Source organism: Streptomyces xantholiticus, assembly GCF_014651015.1.
Taxonomy (GTDB): domain Bacteria; phylum Actinomycetota; class Actinomycetes; order Streptomycetales; family Streptomycetaceae; genus Streptomyces; species Streptomyces xantholiticus.
In genome coordinates, this window is sequence record NZ_BMWB01000011.1 from 181,012 (window position 1) to 206,028 (window position 25,017).

At 70.0% G+C, this 25,017-nt stretch carries 19 protein-coding genes and 1 pseudogene; 10 read left to right on the top strand and 10 right to left on the bottom strand.

Annotated features, from left to right (window positions below; genetic code table 11):
- Positions 1–135: 135 nt before the first annotated feature.
- Together IE198_RS18710 and IE198_RS18715 are read left to right on the top strand one after the other, a co-directional pair.
- Entirely contained in the window at positions 136–546 is a 411-nt protein-coding gene (locus IE198_RS18710) for a rodlin (protein ID WP_189887936.1), read from the top strand.
- Between the two features lie 286 nt (positions 547–832).
- A complete protein-coding gene (locus tag IE198_RS18715) occupies positions 833–1,066 on the top strand; it encodes a chaplin (RefSeq protein WP_189887939.1) in 234 nt (77 codons plus the stop codon).
- 93 nt (positions 1,067–1,159) lie between these two features.
- Here IE198_RS18715 and IE198_RS18720 read toward each other — a convergent pair whose 3' ends face one another.
- On the bottom strand, positions 1,160–1,951 hold the full coding sequence (locus tag IE198_RS18720) for a putative protein N(5)-glutamine methyltransferase (RefSeq protein WP_189887942.1): 792 nt from the start codon (positions 1,949–1,951) through the stop codon (positions 1,160–1,162).
- A 375-nt stretch (positions 1,952–2,326) separates the two neighbouring features.
- On the opposite strand from IE198_RS18720, the gene IE198_RS18725 reads away from it, so the two are divergent.
- On the top strand, positions 2,327–3,538 hold the full coding sequence (locus IE198_RS18725; protein WP_189887945.1) for a pyridoxal phosphate-dependent aminotransferase: 1,212 nt from the start codon (positions 2,327–2,329) through the stop codon (positions 3,536–3,538).
- 98 nt (positions 3,539–3,636) lie between these two features.
- Positions 3,637–4,023 carry an SCO4983 family protein gene (locus IE198_RS18730; RefSeq protein WP_189887947.1) on the top strand — a complete coding sequence of 129 codons (387 nt, stop codon included), beginning with the start codon at positions 3,637–3,639 and terminating at the stop codon, positions 4,021–4,023.
- 104 nt (positions 4,024–4,127) lie between these two features.
- On the opposite strand, the gene IE198_RS18735 is transcribed toward IE198_RS18730, so the two are convergent.
- Positions 4,128–5,861: a WD40 repeat domain-containing protein gene (locus tag IE198_RS18735; RefSeq protein WP_229834073.1), complete on the bottom strand. Its 1,734-nt coding sequence runs from the start codon at positions 5,859–5,861 to the stop codon at positions 4,128–4,130.
- 230 nt (positions 5,862–6,091) lie between these two features.
- The gene (locus IE198_RS18740; RefSeq protein ID WP_189887950.1) at positions 6,092–7,912 is read right to left on the bottom strand and encodes a phosphoenolpyruvate carboxykinase (GTP); all 1,821 of its coding nucleotides are present in this window, start codon (positions 7,910–7,912) and stop codon (positions 6,092–6,094) included.
- Between the two features lie 207 nt (positions 7,913–8,119).
- Here IE198_RS18740 and trhA point away from each other — a divergent pair, with 207 nt between their 5' ends.
- The gene (trhA, locus tag IE198_RS18745) at positions 8,120–8,797 is read left to right on the top strand and encodes a PAQR family membrane homeostasis protein TrhA (RefSeq protein WP_189887953.1); all 678 of its coding nucleotides are present in this window, start codon (positions 8,120–8,122) and stop codon (positions 8,795–8,797) included.
- A gap of 244 nt (positions 8,798–9,041) precedes the next feature.
- Complete coding sequence (locus IE198_RS18750) at positions 9,042–9,665, top strand: TetR/AcrR family transcriptional regulator (RefSeq protein WP_373299890.1); 624 nt, start codon at positions 9,042–9,044, stop codon at positions 9,663–9,665.
- A gap of 179 nt (positions 9,666–9,844) precedes the next feature.
- On the opposite strand, the gene IE198_RS18755 is transcribed toward IE198_RS18750, so the two are convergent.
- From IE198_RS18755 to IE198_RS18775, 5 genes are all read right to left on the bottom strand, one after another.
- The gene (locus IE198_RS18755) at positions 9,845–12,217 is read right to left on the bottom strand and encodes a galactose oxidase family protein (RefSeq protein WP_189888027.1); all 2,373 of its coding nucleotides are present in this window, start codon (positions 12,215–12,217) and stop codon (positions 9,845–9,847) included.
- Between the two features lie 122 nt (positions 12,218–12,339).
- A complete protein-coding gene (locus IE198_RS18760; RefSeq protein ID WP_189887959.1) occupies positions 12,340–13,542 on the bottom strand; it encodes a glycosyltransferase in 1,203 nt (400 codons plus the stop codon).
- A complete protein-coding gene (locus IE198_RS18765) occupies positions 13,539–15,323 on the bottom strand; it encodes an ArnT family glycosyltransferase (RefSeq protein ID WP_373299891.1) in 1,785 nt (594 codons plus the stop codon). Before IE198_RS18765 ends, IE198_RS18760 begins: the two co-directional genes overlap by 4 nt.
- Positions 15,320–16,591: a glycosyltransferase gene (locus IE198_RS18770; protein ID WP_189887962.1), complete on the bottom strand. Its 1,272-nt coding sequence runs from the start codon at positions 16,589–16,591 to the stop codon at positions 15,320–15,322. Before IE198_RS18770 ends, IE198_RS18765 begins: the two co-directional genes overlap by 4 nt.
- A gap of 155 nt (positions 16,592–16,746) precedes the next feature.
- Positions 16,747–18,780, bottom strand: coding sequence for a thioredoxin domain-containing protein (locus tag IE198_RS18775; RefSeq protein ID WP_189887965.1), 2,034 nt, complete (start codon positions 18,778–18,780; stop codon positions 16,747–16,749).
- A 163-nt stretch (positions 18,781–18,943) separates the two neighbouring features.
- Between IE198_RS18775 and IE198_RS18780 the strand changes: the two genes are divergently transcribed.
- Positions 18,944–22,153, top strand: coding sequence for a tetratricopeptide repeat protein (locus tag IE198_RS18780; RefSeq protein WP_189887968.1), 3,210 nt, complete (start codon positions 18,944–18,946; stop codon positions 22,151–22,153).
- A gap of 10 nt (positions 22,154–22,163) precedes the next feature.
- Positions 22,164–22,536 (top strand): annotated as a pseudogene (locus IE198_RS35295) (signal peptidase I); the annotation flags it as partial.
- Positions 22,537–22,624: 88 nt separating this feature from the next.
- Here the strand turns inward: IE198_RS35295 and IE198_RS18785 are convergent.
- Both IE198_RS18785 and mca read right to left on the bottom strand, forming a co-directional pair.
- Positions 22,625–22,873 carry a hypothetical protein gene (locus IE198_RS18785; RefSeq protein WP_189887971.1) on the bottom strand — a complete coding sequence of 83 codons (249 nt, stop codon included), beginning with the start codon at positions 22,871–22,873 and terminating at the stop codon, positions 22,625–22,627.
- Complete coding sequence (gene mca / locus IE198_RS18790; protein WP_189887973.1) at positions 22,866–23,747, bottom strand: mycothiol conjugate amidase Mca; 882 nt, start codon at positions 23,745–23,747, stop codon at positions 22,866–22,868. Before mca ends, IE198_RS18785 begins: the two co-directional genes overlap by 8 nt.
- Before the next feature lie 97 nt (positions 23,748–23,844).
- On the opposite strand from mca, the gene IE198_RS18795 reads away from it, so the two are divergent.
- Both IE198_RS18795 and greA read left to right on the top strand, forming a co-directional pair.
- Positions 23,845–24,252: a DUF4307 domain-containing protein gene (locus tag IE198_RS18795; protein WP_189887976.1), complete on the top strand. Its 408-nt coding sequence runs from the start codon at positions 23,845–23,847 to the stop codon at positions 24,250–24,252.
- Positions 24,253–24,414: 162 nt separating this feature from the next.
- Positions 24,415–24,912, top strand: coding sequence for a transcription elongation factor GreA (gene greA, locus IE198_RS18800; RefSeq protein ID WP_189887979.1), 498 nt, complete (start codon positions 24,415–24,417; stop codon positions 24,910–24,912).
- Positions 24,913–25,017 lie beyond the last annotated feature (105 nt).

Genomic DNA, 25,017 nt, shown 5'->3' on the forward strand with positions numbered 1-25,017 from the left:
ACGGGTGAACGCGATACGCCAATGGCGCACATCGGCCGTGTGCGGCATTCGAGTGAACGCCCGAAACCAAACTTCCGGGGCCCCGTTGACCAGGCTGCACCGCGTTCGCGCGTTCAAACGAAAAGGGACAAGTAAGTGATCAAGAAGATTCTGACGACGGCCATGGTCACCGCTTCGATGGTGGGCGCCGGCGCGGCGATGGCCCCGCAGGCTCTGGCTGTCGGCGACGACCAGAGCACCTCCACCGCGAGCGGGGTCGGCGCCATGCAGCACTTCGGCAACGCCGCCACCTACGGCGCCATGAGCCCGCAGATGAGCCTGATCCAGGGCTCGCTCAACAAGCCCTGCGTCGGCCTGCCCGCCAAGGCCAACCTCGGCTCCCTGGCCGGCGTCGTTCCGGTCGGCGTCCAGGACATCCCGGTCCTGTCGGCCCCGCAGAACCAGCAGTGCGTCGAGAACTCCAACCAGGCCAAGGGTGACGAGCCCCTGTCGCACCTCCTCAGCGACATCCCGGTCCTCTCGGAGAACGGCACCTCCACCCGCTGATCACCGGGCCGAAGTGCTGCCCCCCGTCCGCGTCGCGCACGGGGGCAGCATCGCGCCGCAATGGAACTCCTGGAATCGGGGATTCCCTCCGCGGATTCCGCGCATCGGTTCGGAAAGTTTTCCGTGAGGCATACGAGTGACTTTTCGAACCGGCAGTCGCGCGGCGGTTTCCCGGCGGGAACCGATTCGTTACTAGTTCTGCGGAGGCGCATGTCTGCATGGCTGAAATGCAGCTTCGCGACACGAAGGCCGTACCGCGTACAGCGCCCCTGCTGAAAGGATCGAAATGAAGTACACAAAGGCTGCCGCCGTTGCCGCCGGTCTCGTCGTGGCGCTCGGCAGCGCCGCGCCCGCCATGGCCGATGCGGGTGCCCAGGGCACTGCTACCGGTTCCGCAGGCGTCCTGTCCGGCAACGTAATCCAGCTTCCGGTCAACGTTCCGCTGAACCTCACCGGTAACTCGGTGAACGTGCTCGGCCTGCTGAATCCGGTGAGCGGCAACACCTCCATCATCGGCTGACCCTCCACGCGGCGCCCCCTCGGGCGCGGTGACGGAACGGCCCCGAGGAGCGATCGCGCTCCTCGGGGCCGTTCCGCTGTTCACCTTCTCCCCTTATACGGGCCTGGTCCCGATCACCACGGTGGCGTCCAGTTCCTCGTGAACGGCGACACGGGGGCAGAGACCGTGATCGGCGAAGGCGGCAACGGTTCGCGGGGCCTGCCGCTCGCTCGTTTCGACGAGCAGCGCCCCGCCGGGAGCCAGCCACCGTGCCGCACCGGCGCTCACCCGCCGCTGGATGTCCAGCCCGTCGGCCCCACCGTCGAGCGCGGCCAGCGGCTCGTGGTCCCTCGCCTCGGGCGGCAGGAACCCGATCTCGGCGGTCGGTACGTAAGGGGCGTTGACCACGAGCACGTCGACACGGCCGACCAGCTCTGCGGGCAGGGGATCGTAGAGGTCGCCCTCGTACACCCGCCCCCCGACCGCCCCGACGTTGCGGCGCGCGCAGCTCACGGCAGTCGGCTCGATGTCGGCGGCGTGCAGTTCGCCGCCGCCGAGCGCCCGCACCACGGCTGCGCCGAGCGCACCCGAACCGCAGCACAGATCGACGACGACCGCCGAGGGCGGGGCGAGGGCGACGGCGCACTCGACGAGGAACTCGGTGCGGCGCCGGGGCACGAACACCCCGGGGTCGACGTCCATTCGCGTACCGAGGAACTCCGCCCAGCCGAGGACGTGTTCAAGGGGCATGCCCGCGACACGACGGTCGGCCATCACGGCGAGTTCGGCGGCGTCGCGGGCCGTTGCGATCAGTAGCTCCGCCTCGTCCTCGGCGAAGACGCAGCCGGCGGAGCGAAGGGTGGTGACGAGAGAGCGGAAGGAGGAGTCGGTCGGTGAAACCGGCATGAAACGCCTTTCGGGTACTGAAGGGCACCCTCGCGGTCACCTTGACCCGGTCGACCGCACGGCCAAGAGAGGGAGCACCCTGCGTGCTGCTGCGGAAATGGGGCTCACCTCCCGAGTCGGTACGTGCACCACTGGTCGTGCACCGCGGGTCGCACACACTATCGCGTCCCGGACCCACCCGTCGGTCCCCTGGGTGACGAGCGCAACAGTTGGTTGCCCACAGGTTGAATCACAGGTTGCCCGCCCGTTCACGCAGTGCATTCCAAGGGCTCCGGGGGCCCCCGCCACGGGAAGCAAACAAACCAGACATTCGCGTCATGTGTTCGTCGCCAATAACACGAAGCGATCACTTCCCGGCCCCCGTAAGCTCGCGTCATGCAGGTGATCCAGTCCACGAAGCTCGCAAACGTCTGTTACGAAATCCGGGGCCCGGTCCTCGAGGAGGCGATGCGGCTGGAGGCGGCAGGTCATCGCATCCTCAAGTTGAACACCGGCAATCCCGCGGCCTTCGGATTCGAGTGCCCGCCGGAGATCCTCGAGGACGTCCTGCGCAACGTCGGCGGCGCGCACGGATACGGCGATGCGAAGGGGCTGCTCTCCGCCCGCCGTGCCGTCATGCAGCACTACCAGACCAAGGGCATCGATCTCGACGTCGAGGACATCTATCTCGGCAACGGTGTCTCCGAGCTGATCCAGATGTCGATGCAGGCGCTGCTCGACGACGGCGACGAGGTGCTCGTGCCCGCGCCCGACTATCCGCTGTGGACGGCCTCCGTGTCGCTGTCCGGCGGAACCGCCGTGCACTACCGCTGCGACGAGCAGTCGGACTGGATGCCCGACCTCGCGGACATCGAGCGCAAGATCACGGACCGCACCAAGGCGATCGTGATCATCAATCCGAACAACCCCACCGGCGCCGTCTACGACGACGAGATGCTGCGCAGCCTCGCGGAGATCGCCCGGCGCCACAATCTGGTCGTCTGCTCCGACGAGATCTACGACAAGATCCTCTACGACGGCGCCACGCACACGCCGACGGCCGCGGTCGCTCCCGATCTGATGGTCCTCACCTTCAACGGGCTCTCCAAGAACTACCGCGTCGCCGGGTACCGCTCCGGCTGGCTCGCGGTGTGCGGGCCGAAGGCGCACGCCTCCTCGTACATCGAGGGGCTGACGATCCTGGCCAATATGCGGCTGTGCGCCAATATGCCCTCGCAGCACGCGGTGGCCACGGCGCTCGGCGGCCGGCAGTCGATCGAGCAGCTGGTCCTGCCGGGCGGGCGGCTGCTGGAGCAGCGCGACGCGGCGTACGACCTGCTGACACAGATCCCCGGCATCACCTGTGTGAAGCCGAAGGGTGCGCTGTATCTCTTCCCGCGCCTGGACCCCTCGGTCTACAAGATCAAGGACGACCGGCAGATGGTACTCGATCTGCTGCGCACCGAGAAGATCATGGTGGTGCACGGAACGGGCTTCAACTGGCCCGAGCCTGACCACTTCCGCATCGTCACGCTGCCGCCGACGAAGGACCTGACGGACGCGGTCACCCGGATCGGCAACTTCCTGGACGGCTACAGCCAGCACTGAGCGGTGAAGCGTCCGGCAAAGAATTTCCGGACCCCACTCAACTTTAGACTGAATCCAATGTAGGATTGGTCTCCTGACCGGAGCAGGAGGCCATCCCCATGTACGAGCCGATCCGCACCAAGTCGGTCCACTCGATGGCCGACCAGGCGCAGTACCCCCACCGCAGTCGCGAGGAGGAGCTGGACATCCAACTCGCCGGGCACCTCGCCGCCCTCCTCGCCGTCACCGACGAGCTCGGTCTCGAGGCACCCGCCGAAGCCATCGCGGCCCAGGTGTCGCGGCTGCGCGGCGCACCGCCCGCCCGCCATGCCGCACTGACCCACGCCGATGCCGACGCCCTGCACCGGCGGGCCCTCGCCCTCGCGGGCCGCGCGCTGGTCGTCGCCGCGTCCCGCGCCGACACGGCCGCCGCGATCCTGTCCGCCGAGCGGATGGACGCCCATACGGCCGCCCTGAAGAGCCGCGATCTCGTCGGCGCCCCCTGAACGGCCCCGGTCCACGGCCGGGGAGGCGCGTGGACCGGGTGCCATCATCGCAGCAGCGCGTGCCGTGCCCGGAAGCGTCCGGGCACGGCTCCTGTGCGTGCGGCTCAGCGCGTGACGTACACCGTCGCCGAGGCACTGCTGCCCGTGTGCAGGTCGTCACCCTCGTACGACACCGTGTAGGTCACATCCCGCCGTGCGCGCGGCATGTCGTTGACCGTGAACGTGCCGTCGGCCGCCACCGGGACGGACGAGAGCGAGCCCGTGCCCAGCCGGTCGGTGCGCCGGACGGCGAGCGTGACGCCGGCGGGGAGGGCGCGGCCCTGGGCGGTCAGCTTGCCGGTGATCTCGACACCCCCGCTCATCGAGGCCTCCTGAGGGGCCGTCAGCGCGATGGACGTCGGCGCCTTGGCCACGTCGACGGTGATCGAGACGTCCTCGGCCGGGCGGTGCGTGATGTCGCCGAGGAACGACAGCGTGTAGGTGGCGCTGCCGACGGCGTCCGGCACGTCCAGGACGGTGAACGTGCCGTCCGCGGCCACCTCCGCGGCGGCGAGCGCACGGGTGCCGTCGGCGGTGGTGCGTACGGCGGTCACCTCGGCCGGCTCGGCCGGTGCGGGACCGTCCAGTTCGAGACGGCCGCGGATGCCGACCGGTTCGCCGACGACGGCCTGGGCCGGCGTATGCGTCAGCGGCCCGCTGAAACGGGAGTCGTACTGCGCGGCGGGCGGCTGGATGACGTGCAGCCAGAAGGCGTTGCCGTACGCGTTGGTGGTGAGGGCGAACAGCCGGGAGCCGTCCTTCGACCACTCGAGGCCGCGGTTCACGACACGGTTGCCGTCGAGGTCGCCCTCGTAGGCGAACTCCGTCGCGGTCGTGCCGTTCGCCGGGTCCGCGGGCTGGACCAGCAGATCGGGCGTGCTGCCGGCGGCGGAGGCGCCGCGCGCCACGTACTTCCCGTCGCCGCTGAACGCGACGGCCGACGAGGTGGCGCCCGCGGGCAGGGGCTGGTAGACACCGGCATCCGTGAGGTCGCCCGAGTTGAGCAGGCGGGTGCCGTACGCGGCGTCGGCGACGGCGAGGTGCTTGCCGTCCGCGCTGACCGCGATGTCCTTCGGGTCCAGGCCGCCCTTGTCCTCGGCGTCCGCGAAGCGGCGGGAGTCACCGCGCACGGGGGTGGGACCGGAGGTGTCGAAGGACGTGAGGAACGGGTCGGTGGCGTTCGGGCCCTTCGCCTGGCCCATGAACAGCCGGTTCGGCGCCCCGCCACCGGTGGCGAGCAGGATCTTGCCCGCCGCGTTCCAGCCGGTGCGCGCATGGAGGCCGTCGGTGATCGAGTCCAGATCGGTCTGGTTCTTGTCGCAGTAGTAGTCGCTGTACGCCGGGGTGGTCGTGTGCCAGCTCTTGGTGCCGGTGACGGCGAGTTCGCGCCCGCAGTCGTCCGTGTACGCGCCGGTGCGGCCGGTCTCCTGCAGCGTCTGCGTGTCATAGGCGACGACGTGGCTGCGCTGGCCCACGTACAGCGTGCCGGCGTCCTCGCTCAGCGCCAGGCCGGAGGCGCGTGACGTGGTGTAGAATGTACCGACCTTCTGGCCCTGGAAGTTGTACGAGACGACCGTGCCGCCGTAGTGCGCGTACCCCGCCCTGTCGGAGACGAAGACGCGCTCGTGGACCGAGTCGACCACCATGTCCGAGAACGAGGAGATCGGCAGCTTGGCGACCACGTCGGACGCCTCCGCCGCGTGTGCGGCCGGTGCCGCGACGAGAAGGCCTCCCCCACCGATGACAGTGGCCGCCACCATGGCGGCGAGACGTCGTCCCGTGTACTGAATCGTGCTCAACCATGCCCCCCACAGGCTCAGTTCATGCCCATCGTCGAACATGAAGATCCCATGGAACATGTGGGCGAGCCGTGGACACAAGACGCCGCACCCGGATTTCGCGAAGAGTTCGGCCCCCGGAGTCTGAGGGGACTCCGGGGGCCGTTCACACGTGACGGTTCGTTCGTGACCCCCACTGGTCAGGGCGGATGTCGGGGCGCCCCGCCACGTGGCTCACAGGGCCCGGCGGGTCAGCCGAGGCGGGCGACCAGCGCGCGGTACTCGTCCCACAGCTCCTTGGGCGTGTGGTCACCGAAGGTGTTGAGGTGCTCGGGGACCAGGGCCGCCTCCTCGCGCCAGACCTCGGCGTCGACCTTGAGCAGGAAGTCGAGGTCCTCCTCCGGAAGGTCCAGGCCCTCGGTGTCCAGCGCGTCACGCGTCGGCAGGATGCCGATCGGGGTCTCCACGCCCTCGGCCTTGCCCTCGAGGCGCTCCACGATCCACTTCAGGACACGGCTGTTCTCGCCGAAGCCGGGCCAGACGAACTTGCCGGCGTCGTTCTTGCGGAACCAGTTCACGTAGTAGATCTTCGGCAGCTTGGCAGCGTCCGCGTTCGCGCCGACCTTGATCCAGTGGGCCATGTAGTCGCCCATGTTGTAGCCGCAGAAGGGCAGCATGGCGAACGGGTCGCGACGCAGTTCGCCGACCTTGCCCTCGGCGGCGGCGGTCTTCTCGGAGGCGACGTTCGCGCCGAGGAAGACACCGTGCTGCCAGTTGAAGGACTCGGTGACCAGCGGGACGGCCGAGGCGCGGCGGCCGCCGAAGAGGATCGCCGAGATCGGCACGCCCTTCGGGTCCTCCCACTCGGGCGCGGCGATCGGGCACTGCGCGGCCGGGACGGTGAAGCGGGCGTTCGGGTGGGCGGCCGGCGTCCCGGACGCGGGCGTCCAGTCGTTGCCCTTCCAGTCGGTGAGGTGGGCCGGGGCCTCCTCCGTCATGCCCTCCCACCAGATGTCGCCGTCGTCGGTGAGCGCGACGTTGGTGAAGACGGCGTTGCCCCAGAGGGTCTTCATGGCGTTGGCGTTGGTGTGCTCGCCGGTGCCGGGCGCCACGCCGAAGAAGCCGGCCTCGGGGTTGATCGCGTAGAGGCGGCCGTCCTCGCCGAAGCGCATCCAGGCGATGTCGTCACCGATGGTCTCGACCGTCCAGCCGGAGATCGTGGGCTCCAGCATGGCGAGGTTGGTCTTGCCGCAGGCGGACGGGAAGGCGGCGGCCACGTACTTCGCCTCGCCCTGCGGCGGGGTGAGCTTCAGGATCAGCATGTGCTCGGCGAGCCAGCCCTCGTCACGGGCCATGACGGAGGCGATACGCAGCGCGTAGCACTTCTTGCCGAGCAGGGCGTTGCCGCCGTACCCGGATCCGTAGGACCAGATCTCACGGGTCTCGGGGAAGTGCGAGATGTACTTGGTGGAGTTGCACGGCCACGGCACGTCGGCCTCGCCGTCCGCAAGTGGCGCACCCAGCGTGTGGACGGCCTTGACGAAGAAGCCGTCGGTGCCGAGCTCGTCCAGGACGGGCTGCCCCATACGGGTCATGGTGCGCATGGAGACGGCGACGTACGCGGAGTCGGTGATCTCGACGCCGATGGCGGACAGCGACGAGCCGAGAGGGCCCATGCAGAAGGGCACGACGTACATCGTGCGGCCCTTCATCGAGCCGCGGAAGATGCCCTTCTCACCTGCGAAGATCTCCTTCATCTCCGCCGGGGCCTTCCAGTGGTTCGTGGGGCCGGCATCCTCCTCCTTCTCGGAGCAGATGAAGGTGCGGTCCTCGACGCGGGCGACGTCGGTGGGGTCGGAGGCGGCGTAGTACGAGTTGGGGCGCTTGATCGGGTCCAGTTTCTTGAACGTGCCCTTGGCCACCAGTTCCTCGGCCAGCCGCTCGTACTCCGCTTCCGAGCCGTCGCACCAGACGACGTTGTCCGGCTGCGTGATTGCTGCGATCTCGTCGACCCAGGAGACCAGTTCCTGGTGGTTGGTGGGGACGCTGGGAGCCGCGATGTCGCGCGCCACGATCGCTCCTAAGTGAGGGGTTGTTGGTTTGTGCCCCGTGGGGGCTGCGACCCGGATGCTTCGTACCTACTTGTGGCTGGCGCTCATCCGGTGCCGACCGCACTCATCTGATCATCGATGCCGAATGCCCATATGTCCAGAGGCCCTCTCACGTGAGCATGGCCACTTGTAATTGTCACCTACGGTTGCGTAGGTAGCATGCGGGGCATGAATGCAGCCGCACCCGAAGTGACCGAGATCGACCCTCCGCCGGTGAAACCGCGGCTGCGCGGCTGGCTGCACGCGGGAATGTTCCCGGCCGTACTGATCGCCGGGATCGTCCTCACGGCGCTCGCGGACTCGACCCGCGCCAAGATCGCCTGCGGCATCTACATACTGACCGCATGCCTGCTCTTCGGCGTCAGCGCGCTCTACCACCGCGGCAACTGGGGACCCCGCGCCACGGCCGTGCTGCGCCGGCTGGATCACGCCAATATCTTCCTGATCATCGCGGGCACCTATACCCCGCTCACCCTGCTCCTGCTCCCCGACTCCACCGGACGGGTGCTGCTGTGGGCGGTCTGGGCGGCCGCGGTGGCGGGCATCGCGTTCCGGATCTTCTGGGTCGGCGCCCCTCGATGGCTCTACACACCCTGTTACATCGCGATGGGCTGGGCCGCGGTCTTCTTCCTGCCCGACTTCATGCGTGAGGGCGGCATCGCGGTGCTTGTCCTGGTGATCGTCGGGGGGCTGCTCTACAGCGCGGGCGGCGTGATCTACGGGATCAAGCGGCCCAACCCGTCACCGCGCTGGTTCGGCTTCCACGAGGTGTTCCACTCCCTCACGCTGGCGGCGTTCGTCGTCCACTACGTGGGCATCTCGCTGGTGGCGTACCGGCACTCCTGAACCGGGCGTGCCCGCCCACAGGGCAGTGGAATATTGACATCCAACACCTTTTGAGGGTCACTGCCATTTGGCACGTGCTCTCCGACGAGACGCGCCATGTCCGCACCCCGGTCCCTGCCCGGCGGGCACTGGCAGCGGTGGTCACGAGCCGCCCGTCCTGGCTTCGACAGGACAATCCCCGACATCGACCCGCGGTGGCCGGGGCATGGCCCGGGGTGCGGCCGATTGCCCGACAATGACGACCATGCCCGCCACCCCGCCCCTCCCCTTCGAACAGCACCAGCGCCCGATGGGGCTGCGGGAGCGCAAGAAGCTCAAGACCCGTATCGCCATCCGCAAGGCCACGTACCGGCTGATCGCCGAACAGGGTTACGACGCGACCACCATCGAGCAGATCGCGGCGGCGGCCGAGGTCTCCCCCTCCACCGTCTTCCGCTACTTCCCCACCAAGGAGGACATCGTCCTCACCGACGAGTACGACCCGGTCATGGAGGCGGCGCTGCGGGCACGGCCGGGGGACGAACCTCCGCTCGAGTCCCTGCGGGCCGTCCTGACCGGTGCCGTCGCCTCGATACTCGAGAAAGAGCCCGAGGAGATGGGGCGGCGGACCCGGCTCATGCTGGAGGTCCCCGCCCTGCGCGCCCGGATGACCGAGACGATGGCCGAGACCTCGTCGCTGCTCGCCCGCCCGATCGCCGACCGGGCCGGGCGGGAACCGGACGACCCGGAGGTACGGGTCTTCACCGCCGCCGTCATGGGCGCGCTGCGCGAGGCGCTGTTCCACTGGGGCGAGCGCGGCCGGCAGGACGACCTGGTCGCGCTCGTGGACCGCACGCTGGATGTGCTCAAGGGCGGCCTGCGGCTCTGAAGTACACGGTTGCACCGCACCTGACGGGCGCGACGTCCACGAGGCCTACGGCACGGTCGACTTCCAGGCCCTCGGCACCGGCGACGGCGCCTCCGGCTGACCGGCCCGGAGCGGAAGCAGGCCGAGCCCTGCCGGCCGGCCGGCAGGGCTCGTACCACGTCCGGCTCACCCGCGGACGCTCACCGGCTTCGCATGTCCCCCTTCCCGCACGCCACCCCGTCCCCGTTCCGGTCGAGCCGCAGCGGATCGTCCGCGCCGTTGACCTTCAGGCGGCCGTAGTCGTGCGCCGCGAGCCAGGCGCAGCGCGCGGCCGTCGTACGGGCGACCTTCTTCGGGAAGGCGGTCGGGACGCAGACGGCCGCGTTGCCGTAGTGCCGGTCGCAGCCGGCGATCTGCGGGTCCACGTCCACCGAACTCCGCTTGTTCAACGGCTTCTTCGGCGCCCTGGCCAAGTCGGTGGCGAAGTCGTGGACATGGGCCGAGGGATGGTCCGCCGCCGCCATGGCGGACGGGCCGCCGAGGTGGACCCACTCCGCCACCGAGGGCACCCCGTTCGCGTCGACGGCGAACAGCATGTACCAGCCGGGCGGTGCCAGGTTGGGGTTGCTGGTGACGTTGAGGTCGACGTTGTTGCCTTCGACGGTCATCGGCAGGTCCACGAAACGCTGGTTGGGGTCGGACGAGTGCGTCACCGCAGCCGGGCGGATCAGCTCAGCCCTGGCGATCGGCCGGTCGACCGTGATCCGTTGCGTGTCTCCGTACGTCCACTCCCCGTCGAGCACCGAAGTGACCTGCGGCCGCGGCCCCTTGAGCAGGTACGGCGGCGTGTAGATCGACACGTTGTGGTTGTACGTGCCGTTGCCCGGGTTGTCGCCGACCGACATGACACGGCCGTCGGGGAGCAGGAACGACGACGAGTGGTAGCCGCGCGGGATCGGGTCGCTCGCAAGCCCCGCCTGGTATGTGTCGGTCACCGGGTCGAAGAACGACGCCTCGTACACCGGGTCGGCCCGGTCGTGCAGCGCGCCGCCGGTCTCGAAGACCTTGCCGTCGGGCAGCAGCACGGCCGAGACGTACATCTTGCCCTCCGCCCCGGTCTGCGGGCGGCGGCCCTGGCCCTGGTCGACCTCGCCCTGCGGCAGCGGCGGGCCGTGCACATAGGCCGGATTCGGTTCCTTGAGGTCGATGATGTCGGTGTAGCGGTTGGCGACCGGGTTGGTCTCGTTGTTGCCGCCTCCGATCGTCAGGACCCGCTGGTCCTGCGCGGGCGGCAGCAGCACGCTCGCCGACTCGTCACGCTCGTCCTTGGCCCGCAGCCCCGGCACGTCGGTGATGCTGTTGGCCTCGTAGTCGTAGATCGAGGCGCCGGTGCCGGCCGTGCCGTTGCCGAAGGTGTGGCTGCCGGAGTAGAAGAGGCGGCCGTCCTGCATCAGGATCATCGACGGGTACAGACCCCAGTACGACCAGGTCTGGTTCACCTCGTTGATCGGCAACCACTTGTTCTGCTCGGCGTCGAACAGCTCGGCGGTCACATTGCCGGTGGAGTCCTCCTTCAGCCCGCCGAAGGAGATGACGTCACCGTTGCCCAGGATCGTCGCCGACGGGTACCAGTGGCCGCCGTTCATGTCGCTGGTACGGGTGTAGGTCTCGGTCTGCGGGTCGAAGACGAAGGAGTCCTTGAGCCCCTGGTAGCCGATCGTGCCGTCGGCGGACGGGTAGCCCTTGTTGCCGGACATGATCAGGATCTTGCCGTCCCGGAGCTGCACATGGCCCGCGCAGAACATGTCGACAGGGGTGGGGATCGTACGGAAGGTGCCGTTCGCCGGGTCGTGGACGGCGGAGGTGAAGGTGCCCGCCTCGAACAGCCCCGGGTCGTTGCCCGAGCCGGCGATGACGAGCACCTTTCCGTTGTGCATCACGACCGAGTGCATGGAGCGCACCGGGTTCTGTACCGGAAGGACGTCCCATCGGCCCTTCAGGCACTCCTCGGGCGTGCCCGTGCACTGCGGTTCCGGGACAGGGACCGCGACCTCCTCCATCACATAGTCGTCGGTGGTCACCGAGCCCGTGCCGTACACGGACACGCCCCACGCGATCCGGTCGGTACCGGGCGGGACGCTGGGGGTGCGGACCTCGGCGCGCCGGTATTCGGCACTCGTCTCGAGGGTCTTCAGGTCCGTCCAGTACTGCCAGCCGGCCGTGGTGTCGTGCCGGAAGAGCGTGACGGAGGTGTCGGGAGTGGTGGACTTGTACCAGAGGGACAGGTCGTACTGCTTCTCCGGCGTCACCTGCGGCGCGCAGGCCGTCGTCTCGGTGATCAGGGCCTTGCGGTCGCCGTCGACGCGACGGGTCAGGGAGACCTTCATCGCCTTCGCGCCCGAGTGGGCGTCCGCGACCGTCTCGAAGGTGAAGTCGTTGTCGCCCCAGCCGGACTTCGACCAGCAGGCCGGCATGTCACCGGTGCCGGCCGTCTCGAAGCCCGGGTTGGAGACCAGATTCGGCGGTCCGGCCTGGGCGGTCTGCGGCACGGACATCAGCAGAGCGGTGGTCATGGCACCGACGGCGAGCAGCGCGGTTCTGCGTCTGCGGCGGCGGGCGGTGGTCCTGAGCGGTGGAGGCATGGCGGTTCCCTTCGCGACTCTTCCAGGGCTTCCGGGTGACGTCGGGGGGTGGTTCAGGGGCCGACCGGCGCGTCCGCCTGTGCGGTTCGGGGCGCCCCCTGCCTGCGCGGCAGGTAGACCAGCGCCTCCGTCGCGGCGAACCGCACGACGAACGTGGTCAGCAGCGCCAGCGCGGTCGCCGGCAGCACCTCCATGCCCAGCCGGGCGACGAACAGCGCGATCAGCGGGATGCGCAGCAGCAGATCGGCGTTGGCGAGCAGGACGAAGCGGCCGGTCCGGTCCGCCCAGTGCCGGTGGCGTCTGCGGTCGCGGAACAGCAGGACCTCGATGAGGAGGAAGTTCCAGCCGACGCCGAACTGGTTGGCCAGGATCTCGGCCGGGAGATAGTGCATGCCCGCACCGGTCAGCAGATGCAGCCCGAGCAGGTTCGGTACGAAACCGGTCAGTCCGATCAACCCGAACGCGATCATCCTGGCCATCGGGGAAGCGGTGCGCAGTCCGACGAGATGGCCGAGGAAGCGCAAGCCTTCCCTGGCCGTCGACTTGGACTCGCCGGCGAACCGGTCCTGGAAGACGAACGGCACCTCGGCAACCGTCTCGGGACGGCAGCGCACCGCCAGCTCCAGCAGGATCTTGTAGCCGAGCGGCTTCAGCGCATCGGCCGTCACCACGCTGCGCCGGATCGCGAAGAAGCCGCTCATCGGATCGCTGATCCCGCGCAGCCGCCGCGGGAACAGGGCTTTGGTCAGCCAGGTCGCGCCGCGCGAGACGGCGATGCGGTAGCTGCCCGCGAGACCCGCCCGGCTGCCGCCGCGGATGTAGCGGCTGGCTACGACGAGGTCGGCGCCCGCCCCCTCCCCCGCAGCGACCAGCTCCGGTACGAGCGCGGGCGGATGCTGCAGATCGGCGTCCATGACGACGATCCAGTCGGAACCCGCCTTCCGTATGCCCTCCACGACCGCCCCACCGAGCCCGCCGGCCGGGGTGCCCCGGTGCAGCACGTCCACCGGGAACGGGCAGTCCTGCGCGGCACTGCGGATGACGTCCGGGGTGTCGTCGGTCGAGTCGTCGACGAAGAGCACCTCGCAGGGCAGCCGTGCGGGCACCGACTCGGTGAGCCTGCGCAGCAGTTCACGGATGTTGCCCGACTCGTTGAACGTCGGGACGACGATGGTGACGGCGCCGGGCTCGGCGACCTGGGTAGCACTCAGCTCCGGGTCGCCGAGTTCTTCGGCGCCCGTACGGGGGGTGGTCACTGTGCGCCTCCAGCGGGGCTGATCCGGCGGATCTCGATGCGGTCCTCGCCCGCGCCGAAGACGGCGACCGGCGTCGAATGCTCCAGTGCGGACCTGACGCCCGGCAGGTCGGCGGCGTCGCGCCGCACAGTGGGCGAGGACACGACGTAGTCCAGGTCGCGCCAGCCGCGGGGCATGGTCTTCGCCACGGCGGGGTCGAGGTCCGCCTTGTAGAACCAGATCGCCCCGGTACCGGGTTCGAAACCGTCGTGGACCAGATCCAGCCAGAGGGCGTCGTCGACGAGGACACGGGTGCGGGCCGGGTCGTCGACCTCGTTCTGCATCCAGGCGGCGGCGGCGCGGTAGGGGGCGTTGGCGTCGGCGGTGAGGGCGGCGCGGTTGCCCTCGTACCAGCGGGGTACGACGTACGCGGCTGCCGCGGCTGCGAGCACGAGGAGGGTGGCCACCGTCGGGCGCGTGGCGCGCGCGGCCCGCCCCGTCGTGGGCGCGTCCGTTGCCCGGGCTTCGCCCGTCGGCGGCTCCGCGCCGAAAGCCCCGCGCCTCAAGAGCCGGCGGGCCCGAAGTCGCCCGCCCGCCAGGCCGGTTCGGCGTGGCACGGTCGGCAGGACGCGTCCGAGGGGCCGCTCGAGCAGGGCGTGGACCATGGTCGCCGCGCCGCCCGCGAGGACCAGTGCCAGGAAGGGCAGGGCCTGGATCACGTACATCGCCGGGAGGTAGCCCGAGGGCCGCATCGCGACGAGGGTGAGGAGCGCCACCACCAACGCCGGACCGGCCAGCGCCCGTGCCGTGACCGACCAGCGCACGGTGAGCAGCAGCAGCACGGCACCGGCCAGCCCGCCGATCGGCAGCACCGTGTCGTAGTAGAGCCAGGAGCGGAGCACCCCGTGGGAGCCGGAGCCCTCGTCGAGGATGAAGCCGGAGCCCTCGCGGCTCATCTGGTACGTGATCCCGTCGATCAGCGACACATGGCCCTCGCCCGGGAACAACTCGTTGTTCAGCAGCGCGAAGAGCGGGTACGACAGGCCGATCAGCGCACACGCCGTGATCGCTCCGGTCACCGCGAACTTGCGGGTGTCACGGTGACTGTGCCGCCACATCGTCACCAGCAGCGCCGGCAGCACCACCAGCATCGTCTCCTTGGTGAGCACGGAGACGGCCGCGGTGAGCCCCGCGGCGAAGTGGTGCCACAGATGCCGTTTGGGCGACGCGGCCAGGCAGAAGGCCAGCAGCATCCACATCACGGCGATGTTGTCGAGGAAGATCTCGCGCTGCAGCACCACGGACAGCGGCGACAGACCGAACAGCGCCATCGCCAGTCCGGCCGCCCAGCGCGGGAGGAACAGCCTGCGCGCCAGGACGTAGAGCAGCACCGCGCACGCCGCGCTGACCGCGAGCATGGCGAACCGCATGGAGGCGACGTTCATCGTCTCCGGGGCGACCAGCGACGGTACCCAGGTCAGGAACGCGATCTGGATCCAGCCGAGCGGCGGGTGGTCGTACCAGTACGTGTAGTGGGCGAGGCCGTCGCCCTGCTGGACCGCCCACGCCTGGGCGAGATAGGTGCCTTCGTCGTCGCTGAGCGTCGGGAAGTGGGTGATGTTCCAGCCCTGGACGAGCAGGATCACGCACAGCAGAACGCCGCACAGCAGCAGATCGGGCCGCGAGCTGCGGAACCGTATGACGGGGCGGACATGTGCGGGAGCGGCGGTCGCCACGGCCCGCGCAGCGGCGGCGGGCGCCGGCTGCGTTGCGTCCGGGGCCGGAGGCAGGGTCGTCGTCACCGGCGGACGTCCTCTCTGGTCTCGGTCACCTCTGTGAGATGCGCGCCGACGTGGCTGGTCAGTTCCCACTCGTTGCGGCCGCGCTGCTCACGCCAGACGGCGCGCACGGCGGCGCCGGCGAGCAGGACCTGGTAGAAGGGGCCGCCGACGATGAGCTTGAGGTAGTGGACGGCACGGACCTTGAGCCCGTACTGCTTGCCGAAGTCGTGCAGTCCGACGATCTCGAAGGCGACGGTGACCATCGCCGTGATCAGCGGCAGGAAGGTCACGATGGCGACCCCGACCGGCACGTCGAGGAAGAGTGCGATCGCGACGTTGAGCGGGATGACGACACCGGAGTACGCCTGCAGGAACGGCGTCATCAGGGTGTAGCGGGCGAGCATGCGCTGGCCGCGTCCCGGGAGCTGCTTCCAGTCCTTCTTGCGGTAGACCTGCAGGAAGCCCTGGTTCCAGCGGGTGCGCTGCTTGAGCAGGCTCATCAGGGTGCCCGGGGTCTCCTCGCGGGTGACCATGTCGCTGTCGTACGCGACGACGACCTTCTTGCCCACGGACGACAGCCGGACGCCGAGGTCGCAGTCCTCCGCGAGGCAGTCGGGGTCCCAGCCGCCGGCCTCCCGCAGCACCGTCGTGCGGACGAAGACGGTGTTGCCGCCGAGCGGGATGAAGCCCTTCTTGGCGTGCAGGTGGAGCCTGCTGCGGAACCAGAAGAAGTACTCGAGGCAGTTGCGGAGGCTGTACCAGCTGGAGTGGAAGTTGATCAGCTGCACCCCGCCCTGCACGACGTCCGCCCCGGTGGAGGTGAAGGCGTGGTCGACGTGAGCCAGCAGCGCGGGGTGGACCTGGTCCTCCGCGTCGAAGACGCCGACGATGTCGCCGCGGCAGTGCGGCAGCGCGGTGTTGAGCGCCTTGGGTTTGTTCTTGGTCTCGTGCGTGTCGGTGATGACCCGCACCCGGACCGGGTCGCGGGAGGCGGCGCGTTCGGCGACCGCCGCGGTCTCGGGATCGTCGTGGCCGACGATCACGATGATCTCGAAGTTGGAGTGGCTGGATTCCAGCAGCCGCTCGATGGTGTGCTCGAGCACCGCCTGTTCGTGGCGGGCCGGCAGCAGCAGCGAAAATGACAGTCCGACGCCGCCCTCTGGCCGGTCGAAGCGTGTCGCCGCAAGTATTTCGGGCGTGCGCCAGGCGTGCATCTGCCACCACAGCGTGAACGCCGCCATCCAGAACAGCGCCACCGAAATGGCAGCGACGAACAGCGATAACAGCATGAAAAAGGCCCCCCTGCCCCTGTGTCGCGGCAGGACCCCCCTGGCCGGCGACACGTACTTCCCCCACGCGCGTCACTCCCCAGTACGCGCGCCGACGTTTGTGCGTTCAGGACAATAGAGGCGGAGCATTTCGTTCCGTAGGCCGTCGGATAAATTCACCCGTTTCTGTCCGAGTCGGAGAGTTTCCGGGCAAGTTCTGATGCGTCTGTGGTGGGTGAATCGCACACGAAACCACGGCAGACGTAGGCGGCCGAACTTCCGTTGATCAATGGACGGTTCCGCAGCAGCGGGAATTCCTCGCCGTCGGGCTCGCCCACGGCGACTGCCGCCCCGGGGGCGGTGCCCAGCAGTGCCGTCAGATGCAGTTCGCGTGCCGCCGGGTCCCCTGCCGTGCCCACGACCGCCACCTCGCGCGGCCCGTCGAGCAGCGCCTCCGCCGCCGCGAGCCCCCACCCGATGAACCGCGGCGCCCGCGGCCCGAGCGCCTTCACCACGCCGAGCGCCCCTTCCGCGGCGGTGCGATGGGCCTGTGAGCCGGTGTGCGCCGCGTACAGCAGCAGCGCGCCGGCCGCCGCCGACCAGCCGGAGGGGGCGGCGTTGTCCGTCGGGTCCTGCGGACGGCGGATCAGCTGCTCCGCGTCGTGCGCCGTGTCGTACAGCGCTCCGCCCTCCCCGGTGAACCGGTCGATCACGATGTCCAGCAGAAAGCCGGCGAACTCCAGCCAGGCACCCTCGCCGCCGACCGCCGCGAGCGCGAGAAATCCCTCGGCGACGTCCGCGTAATCCTCCAGCACACCGGCGTGGGGACCGGCCTCGCCGTCCTTGGACGTACGGGCGAGGCGTACGCCGCCGGCCGAGAAGTCCATGTGCACCCGGACCAGTAGATCCGCCGCCTCGGTGGCCCGTTCGACCAGATCCGGGCGGTCGAAGTACGCCCCGGTCTCGGCGAGCGCGGCGATCGCGAGTCCGTTCCAGGCAGCCACGATCTTGTCGTCCCGGCCGGGGCGCGGCCGCTGCTCCCGTGCGGCGAGCAGTCGCTCCCTGATGCCGGAATCCGCTTCGCCCCGCGGCAGTCGGAGCACCGAGGCGCCTTCCTCGAAGGTGCCCTCCTCCGTCACGCCGAAGACCGCCGCCGCCCGTGTCCCGTCCTCGTCGCCGAGCACCTCGCGCAGCTGCGCGGGCGTCCACACGTAGAACGCGCCCTCGGCATGACCGCCGTCCGGCGTGTCGCTGTCGGCGTCCAGCGCGGAGGCGTACCCTCCCTCGGCGGTGCGCAGTTCCCGCACCATGAAGTCCGCCGTCTCCAGTGCCACCCGCTTGGCGAGGTCGCTGCCGGTGGAGCGCCACAGATGGGCGTAGACGCGACAGAGCAGCGCATTGTCGTAGAGCATCTTCTCGAAGTGCGGCACCACCCACTCACGGTCCACCGAGTAGCGCGCGAACCCACCGCCGAGCTGGTCGTAGACACCTCCCCGGGCCATCGCCTCGCAGGTGTCCGCCGCCATCTCCAGGGCGCCCTCGGCACCCGTCCGCGCATGGTGGCGCAGCAGGAACTCCAGCACCATCGACGGCGGGAACTTCGGCGCCCCGCCGAACCCCTTGTACCGCTCGTCGTAGTCCCGGGTCAGCCCGAGCAGCGCCTGCGCCAGCTCGTCCTCGCCGGGAACGCCGGCACCGCCGAACGCGAGGGAGCGTCCCGCGAGGTCGGAGGCGATCCTCCGGGCGACCTCGCCGACCTCCTCACGCCGGTCGGTCCAGGCCGCGCCGACGCCCTCCAGCACCTGCCGGAACGACGGCATGCCATGGCGCGGCTCGGGCGGGAAATACGTCCCGAAGTAGAACGGCTCCCCGTCGGCGTTCATGAACACGGACATGGGCCAGCCGCCCTGCCCGGTCGCCGCCTGCACGGCCTCCATGTAGACGGCGTCGACGTCCGGCCGCTCCTCGCGGTCGACCTTGATGTTGACGAAGTGCTCGTTCATGTACGCGGCGGTCTCGGTGTCCTCGAAGCTCTCGTGAGCGAGAACATGACACCAATGGCACGAGCTGTATCCCACGCTCAGGAACACGGGCACATTGCGCCGCCGCGCCTCCTCGAAGGCGCCGGGTTCCCACTGCCACCAGTCGACCGGGTTGGCGGCGTGCTGAAGGAGGTAGGGGGACGTGGCCTGCGCAAGTCGGTTCGCCATGCTCCAATCCTCCCGCACGCCGCCCGGCGCTGCCCGCGCGGCACGGCCGCCGCGTAACCGCGCCCGGGGGGGTCCCCTCCCCTTCACGACCTTGGACGGGGAAACTTGGCGGCGCGCCAAGTGGGTAGCTGAACGGAACCGGAGCTCTTCGAGGGGGACGCATATGCGGGACGGCCACCGGGCTGAAGCGGAGCGACTGTTGGCACGGGCGGTGGAGGAGGATGTGCGGCGCTCGGGCGCCGGCTCCGACGCGGGGACGCTGCTCGCGCGCGGCAGGGCCGCCCTGGACGGCATGGCGGCGAACGCCGGCGAGGAGTACGCGACGTACGAGCAGGCGCTCGCCGAGATCGAGGCCGGGCAGCTGCCGTTGTCCGAGCGGTTCAGCCGGAAGAACATCGGCGCGCCCGCCCTGGTCACCGCCGTCGCGGCCGTTGCCGCGTTCGGCGCGGACGTAGCGCTGGGGACGGCGACGGGCACCGCGTTCGGTGCCGGTGCCGCCGTGGCCGTCGCCGGGGCCGCGACCACCGTCGCCAAGGTGACCGCCTCGCACTGGCCCGCCGCGCACCGCAGGGCGGGGGCGCTCGCCCAGCCGGGCGGCGCGGAGCAGCTGCGGCTGCAGTGGCTGACCGCTCTGGAGGTACGGGGCATACGCCCGTTCCTGGACCAGCAACGGATGCTGGCCTCCTCGACGCGACCCGTCACCGCCAAGAAGGCCGCCGTCGTACCGAAGCTGCGCGGCGTGGACCGGTCGGCCACCGCACGGCGCAGGTCCGTGCTGGAGCAGTCGTTCGGTCATCTCCCGGAACCGGTGGGCCCGTTCGCCGGCCGGCGCGAGCAGATCGCGCGGATCACCCAGTGGGTGCACGCGGCGCGCGCGTCGACGCAGACCCTGCCGGTCGTCGTGGTGCTCCACGGCGATCCCGGCTCGGGACGCACGATGCTCGCGGTGCGCGCCGCGCACCATCTGAAGGACCTCTTCCGCGGCGCCTGCGTGGTCGACCTGCGAGGCGAGGGCGAACAGCCGCTGCCCACCCGTGACGCGCTGCTGCACCTGCTGAACCGGCTGGGCGCGCCGCGCGAGCAACTCCTCTTCCGTGAACGGTCGTCGGCGGAACAGCAGGTACGCCGGTTGGGCGAGCTGTACCACCAGCATCTGACCGGGTTGCCGGTGACGGTGGTCCTCGACGACGCGAGCGACGCCGAACAGGTGCGCACCCTGGTGCCCGAACGGTCGGACAGCCTGGTGCTGGTGACCTGCCGCGCGCCGCTGGACCTGCCCGACGACCTGCCGGCCCGGGTCCACCAGCTGCCCGTCGAGGCACTGGAGGCGGCCGGCGCGGAGGAGTTGCTGAAGGCCGCCGCACCGGAGCCGCTGCCCGGGCCGTACGACGCCCGGTCCGCCGACGCGGTACGGGAGTTGTGCGGCGGGCTTCCGCTGGCCCTGCGGATCGCGGGCTCCTCGCTCGGCGAGCGTTCCGCGGACCGTCTCGCGGCGGACCTCGGGAAGTACGGGCCGGTCGAACCGGTCGAGCGGGCGCTGTGGCTGCGCTACACCGACCAGTCCGAACAGGCACGGCGGCTGCTCCGCCGGCTCGCGCTGGTGGGTCGGGCATCGCTCGGCCCGGCCGCCGCGGCGGCGCTGCTGGCCACGGACGAGCAGGAGGCGAAGCGGCTGCTGGGCGAGCTCGCGAAGGCGGGTCTGGTCGACCATGTGCGCTCCCAGCGCTTCCGGCTGCACGATGTGGTGCGTGCCTTCGCGCGGGCCCGGCTGCTGGACGAGGAGGACGCCGTGGACCGCGCGGCCGCGCAGGAGCGGCTGATTCGCAACTACGCGGAACTGGCGGGCGCGGTGATCCGCATGGTCGACGGCAAGATGTCGACGCGGGCCGGGCAGTTCGGGGCGTACGGCTTCCCGTCCCTGGACGCGGCGCTGCGCTGGCTGGACGACGAGTCGAGCTTCATCACCTCGGCGCTGCGCCACGCGGAGGGCGTGGACCAGCAGGCGGTGCTCGGGCTGCTGGGCGCGCTGTGCGACTACTGCCTGCTGCGCGGTGACCTGTACCGGCTGGGTGAGATCAGCGAGCTGACGCAAGGCATGGACCAGGGGCTGATGGAGCGCTCGGTGCGCTGGCGTACGGGTATCGCGGCCCGGCAGCTCGGTGAGCTGGACACGGCGCGTACGACGCTTTCCTCGGTGGTGGGCCTGTACCGGGAGGCGCACCACGACGCGGGGGCGGCGCTCGCGCTGTGCTCTCTGGGCATCACGCTGCACCACCAGGGCAACCTGACGGAGGCTGCGGCCAGGCTGCACGAGGCGATCGAGCTGCAGGGCTCGCCCGAACAGGCCGAGGACCGCGCCTGGTCGCTGCACGCCCTCGCCGCCGTGGAACGTGACCGTGCGAACCTCGCGGAGGCGCTGAAGCTGCTGGAGACGGCGCTGGCGCTGCACCGGGAGGGCGAGTCCCTGCACGGTGAGGCGTGGACGCTGTACCACCGGGGCCAGGTGTGTCTGCGCATGGGTGACGTGCCCGGCGCCGAGTCGGCGCTGCGGGACGCGCTCGACCTGTACGGCCGCACGCACGACGGTCGTGGCGAGGCATGGGCGCTGACCCAGCTGGCCCGGGCCAGGCTGGTCGCCGGCGACCCGGGCCCCGCGGTGGACGAACTGCGTCAGGCCCTGACCCGGCACCGCGAGAACGAGGACGCGCGCGGCGAGGCGTGGACGCTGTACTACCTGGGCCAGGCCCTGGAGGAGTCCGGCGATCGCGACCAGGCCGTCCGCGAACTGGAGCGCGCCCGCACGATGTTCTCGCGGATGCGGGACGTGTACGGGCTGGCCTGCGCCCGCCACCACTCGGGCCGCGTCACCCGCGACCAGCTCGCGGCGCGCACGGGCAGCCTGCGCAACTCTGGCTTCGCCCGCCAGCTCCTGGTCGACGCCCGCGCAGACTTCGCCCGTATCGGCGTCGCGCACGGCGAGGCGTGGACCTGCCTGGAGCTGGCGATGATCGACGCGGGCAACAACCGCGCCACGCAGGCACTGGAACTGTCCGACGCGGCGGCGTCCCTGTTCGCGTCGTACGGCGACGAACGCGGCGCCGACTGGGCCCGTTTTCTGCGTTGCACGATCCTGCCGTACGCGTCCCCGGGCGGCATCGAGGTCGGCACGGTCGTGGCCCAGGAGGAGTTGTCCGAGCTGATGACGGCCCGCCACACGTCACGCGACGCCAAGCTGGAGGACTGCGCGGAGGCACTCGCGGTGATGCTGGAGCGCGGTGTGCGGTTGGAGGACGGCTGGCAGGCCTGGCACCTGAACCTGGTCCCGAACCGGCACGCGAGGGAGGTCATGGGGGTGCCGGTGCCCGCCCAGTAGCGTCCGGCCCATGGGCGACGACGCGGACGACGGCGTGTACGTGGGCAACGCGGAAGGACGCGGCGCTGGGCCGGGGGTGGCTGCTCGTGCACTTCAGGGACGCCGGCGATCCGCGGCGCAGCGGGGTGGAGAACAAGTGGGGCGTCCACCCACGGGCGAGCAACGCTCGCAATGGGTCACGCGCAAGCAGCGGACGGGCTGCTCGTGCTGATCAGCGGCCGCTTCCGGTCCGTCGCCCGGCCGGGACGTCGTGCTGGAGGACCGGAGGAGCAGGGCGACCATGTGGTCCGGGGTGGGCGGTCGACCACTCGTGGGTGGCGGAGGAGGAGTCCGCGGCCCTCACGGTCCGCCGGCCGTCGGTGCCCCGATACGCCGTGGCGCCGCCGGTGGGTCCGGCCGGGACAGCACACGGCGTGACTGCACGGCACCGCGCGGTGCCGTGCAGTCACGCCGGAAAGACCGTTCGCCCCGTCAGGCCGCCGAGCCGCGGGCCTGCTTCCTCGAGGCGCCGGCAGCGGTGTCCGGCTCCGGCTCCTCCTCGAAGTTCACCCGGCCCATGTGGCGGTTCATGGACTTCATCAGGGCCCACACACCCACCGCCAGCGCCGCGAAGACGAGGAAGCCCAGGACGCCCGGGGTGACCTTGTTCTCGTCGAGCTCCTTGGCGAGGGTGGCCATGTGAGTCATTGCGAGGTTTGCGCTTGCGCTCATGTCAGGCATTGTCGCGGATGCCCGCGAAGAGGTCGTCCTCGGGGAGGGAGGTGTCGACGAGCGACCGGGCCAGCTCGTACTCCTCCGTGGGCCAGACCTCCTTCTGGATCTCCATCGGCACGTGGAACCAGCCGCCCTCGGGGTCGATCTGCGTGGCGTGCGCGATCAGCGCCCGGTCGCGGGTCTCGAAGAAGTCGGCGCAGGGCACGTGTGTGGTGAGCGTCCGCTCGGCGCGCTGGAACTCCTTCCAGCGCTCCAGCCACTCCCCGTACGGCGACTCCAGGCCGCGCTCCAGCAGCGCCTCGTGCAGCGCGAGGGTGCGGGGCCGGTTGAAGCCCTGGTTGTAGTAGAGCTTCTGGGGCTGGAAGGCCGGTCCGTACTCGGGCTCGGGGAACTTCTCCGCGTCGGCCGCGCCGTCGAAGGCCACCATCGTGATCTTGTGGGTCATGATGTGGTCGGGATGCGGATAGCCGCCGTTCTCGTCGTAGGTCGTGATCACCTGCGGACGGAAGTCACGGATCTTGCGCACCAGCTCGCCGGCCGCCTTGTCGATGTCCTCGAGGGCGAAGCAGCCCTGCGGGAGCGGCGGCAGCGGGTCGCCCTCGGGCAGGCCGGAGTCGACGAAGCCGAGCCACTCCTGCTTGACGCCGAGAATCTCACGGGCCTCGTCCATCTCCTTCCGGCGGACCTCGTGGATGTTCTCCTCGATGTAGGCGTCGCCCTGGAGCTTCGGATTGAGGATGGAGCCGCGCTCGCCTCCCGTGCAGGTCACGACCAGCACGTCCACCCCCTCGGACACATACTTGGCCATCGTCGCCGCGCCCTTGCTCGACTCGTCGTCGGGGTGGGCATGCACGGCCATCAGTCGCAGCTGCTCAGTCAAGACTCGATCCTCAATGAATAGTCGCGTCGTGCAACTTCTATAGTGACGGAATCGGTGGTCGGAAAATTCCGGCCTCCGGCGCTCGAAAGGAACGATCATGGCGGCTGTCGGCGAGAAGCTCCCCCAGGGACGCTACGGGCGCTCTGCGGACGAGCGCGCCGACCGCAGGCTGCGGATCGTGGGCGCCGTGCTCGGCACCGCCATGCTCGGCCTGGTCGGCTGGTTCGGCTACGACTACGTCGCCGGTACGCGGATCAGCGCCGAAGTGATCAAGTTCGATGTGACGGAGGGCGCCGACGAGGTCCAGGTGCACCTCGAGGTGCGCAAGGACGAGCAGGCGACCGGCAGCTGCACGCTGCGCGCCCTCGCGAAGGACGGCGGCGAGGTGGGCCGGCTGGACGTGCGGATCGACCGGCAGGGTGGGAACCGCATCGACGAGGTCGTCACCATCCGTACGACCCGGCAGGCGACAGCCGCGGAACTGATGGGCTGCACCGCCGCGTGACAATCCGCCCACTCCGCTGAACTGGGATTCTTCATCTCCAGCGGGTTTCGTCCTCCCCCTTTCGCGCCGGAATTGTTAGGCTCGTGGTTTCGCCCGCCCAGGGAGGAACATCCTTCTCGGTAGGGCGATGCTTTGTATTCCCAGTACCTACGAGGAGCACCTGTGACCCAGACCAGCGACAACGTCACCTGGCTTACCCAGGAGGCGTACAACCAGCTCAAGGCCGAGCTGGAGTACCTGTCTGGTCCCGCGCGCACCGAGATCGCCAAGAAGATCGAGGCGGCGCGTGAGGAGGGCGACCTGCGGGAGAACGGCGGGTACCACGCGGCCAAGGAGGAGCAGGGCAAGCAGGAGCTCCGTGTGCGCCAGCTGACCCAGCTCCTGGACAACGCGAAGGTCGGCGAGGCCCCGGCGGACGACGGCATCGTCGAGCCCGGCATGGTCGTCACGATCGCCTTCGACGGCGACGAGGACGACACCCTGACGTTCCTGATGGCGTCCCGCGAGTACGCGAGCGCGGACATCGAGACGTATTCGCCGCAGTCGCCGCTGGGCGCCGGCGTGAACGGCAAGAAGGTCGGCGACGACGCGGAGTACGAGCTGCCGAACGGCAAGACCGCCTCGGTCAGGATCCTCGCGGCCAAGCCGTACTCCGGCTGAGCCGGCAGACGGACACACGAAGGGGCCGGACCGCGTCACGGCGGTTTCTAGGGATCGTCGCAACACGTGGTCGTGTTGATCAGGCCGCGAGTAGTTTATGCAGGC

Excerpts from the sequence above, each read along its gene's own strand:
- IE198_RS18720 (WP_189887942.1), bottom strand. The coding sequence starts at position 1,951 with ATGCCGGTTTCACCGACCGACTCCTCCTTCCGCTCTCTCGTCACCACC.
- IE198_RS18715 (WP_189887939.1), top strand. The coding sequence starts at position 833 with ATGAAGTACACAAAGGCTGCCGCCGTTGCCGCCGGTCTCGTCGTGGCG.
- trhA (WP_189887953.1), top strand. The coding sequence starts at position 8,120 with ATGAATGCAGCCGCACCCGAAGTGACCGAGATCGACCCTCCGCCGGTG.
- IE198_RS18795 (WP_189887976.1), top strand. The coding sequence starts at position 23,845 with ATGGCGGCTGTCGGCGAGAAGCTCCCCCAGGGACGCTACGGGCGCTCT.
- IE198_RS18770 (WP_189887962.1), bottom strand. The coding sequence starts at position 16,591 with ATGCTGTTATCGCTGTTCGTCGCTGCCATTTCGGTGGCGCTGTTCTGG.
- IE198_RS18785 (WP_189887971.1), bottom strand. The coding sequence starts at position 22,873 with ATGCCTGACATGAGCGCAAGCGCAAACCTCGCAATGACTCACATGGCC.
- IE198_RS18755 (WP_189888027.1), bottom strand. The coding sequence starts at position 12,217 with ATGACCACCGCTCTGCTGATGTCCGTGCCGCAGACCGCCCAGGCCGGA.
- IE198_RS18775 (WP_189887965.1), bottom strand. The coding sequence starts at position 18,780 with ATGGCGAACCGACTTGCGCAGGCCACGTCCCCCTACCTCCTTCAGCAC.
- IE198_RS18730 (WP_189887947.1), top strand. The coding sequence starts at position 3,637 with ATGTACGAGCCGATCCGCACCAAGTCGGTCCACTCGATGGCCGACCAG.
- IE198_RS18780 (WP_189887968.1), top strand. The coding sequence starts at position 18,944 with ATGCGGGACGGCCACCGGGCTGAAGCGGAGCGACTGTTGGCACGGGCG.
- IE198_RS18750 (WP_373299890.1), top strand. The coding sequence starts at position 9,042 with ATGCCCGCCACCCCGCCCCTCCCCTTCGAACAGCACCAGCGCCCGATG.
- IE198_RS18725 (WP_189887945.1), top strand. The coding sequence starts at position 2,327 with ATGCAGGTGATCCAGTCCACGAAGCTCGCAAACGTCTGTTACGAAATC.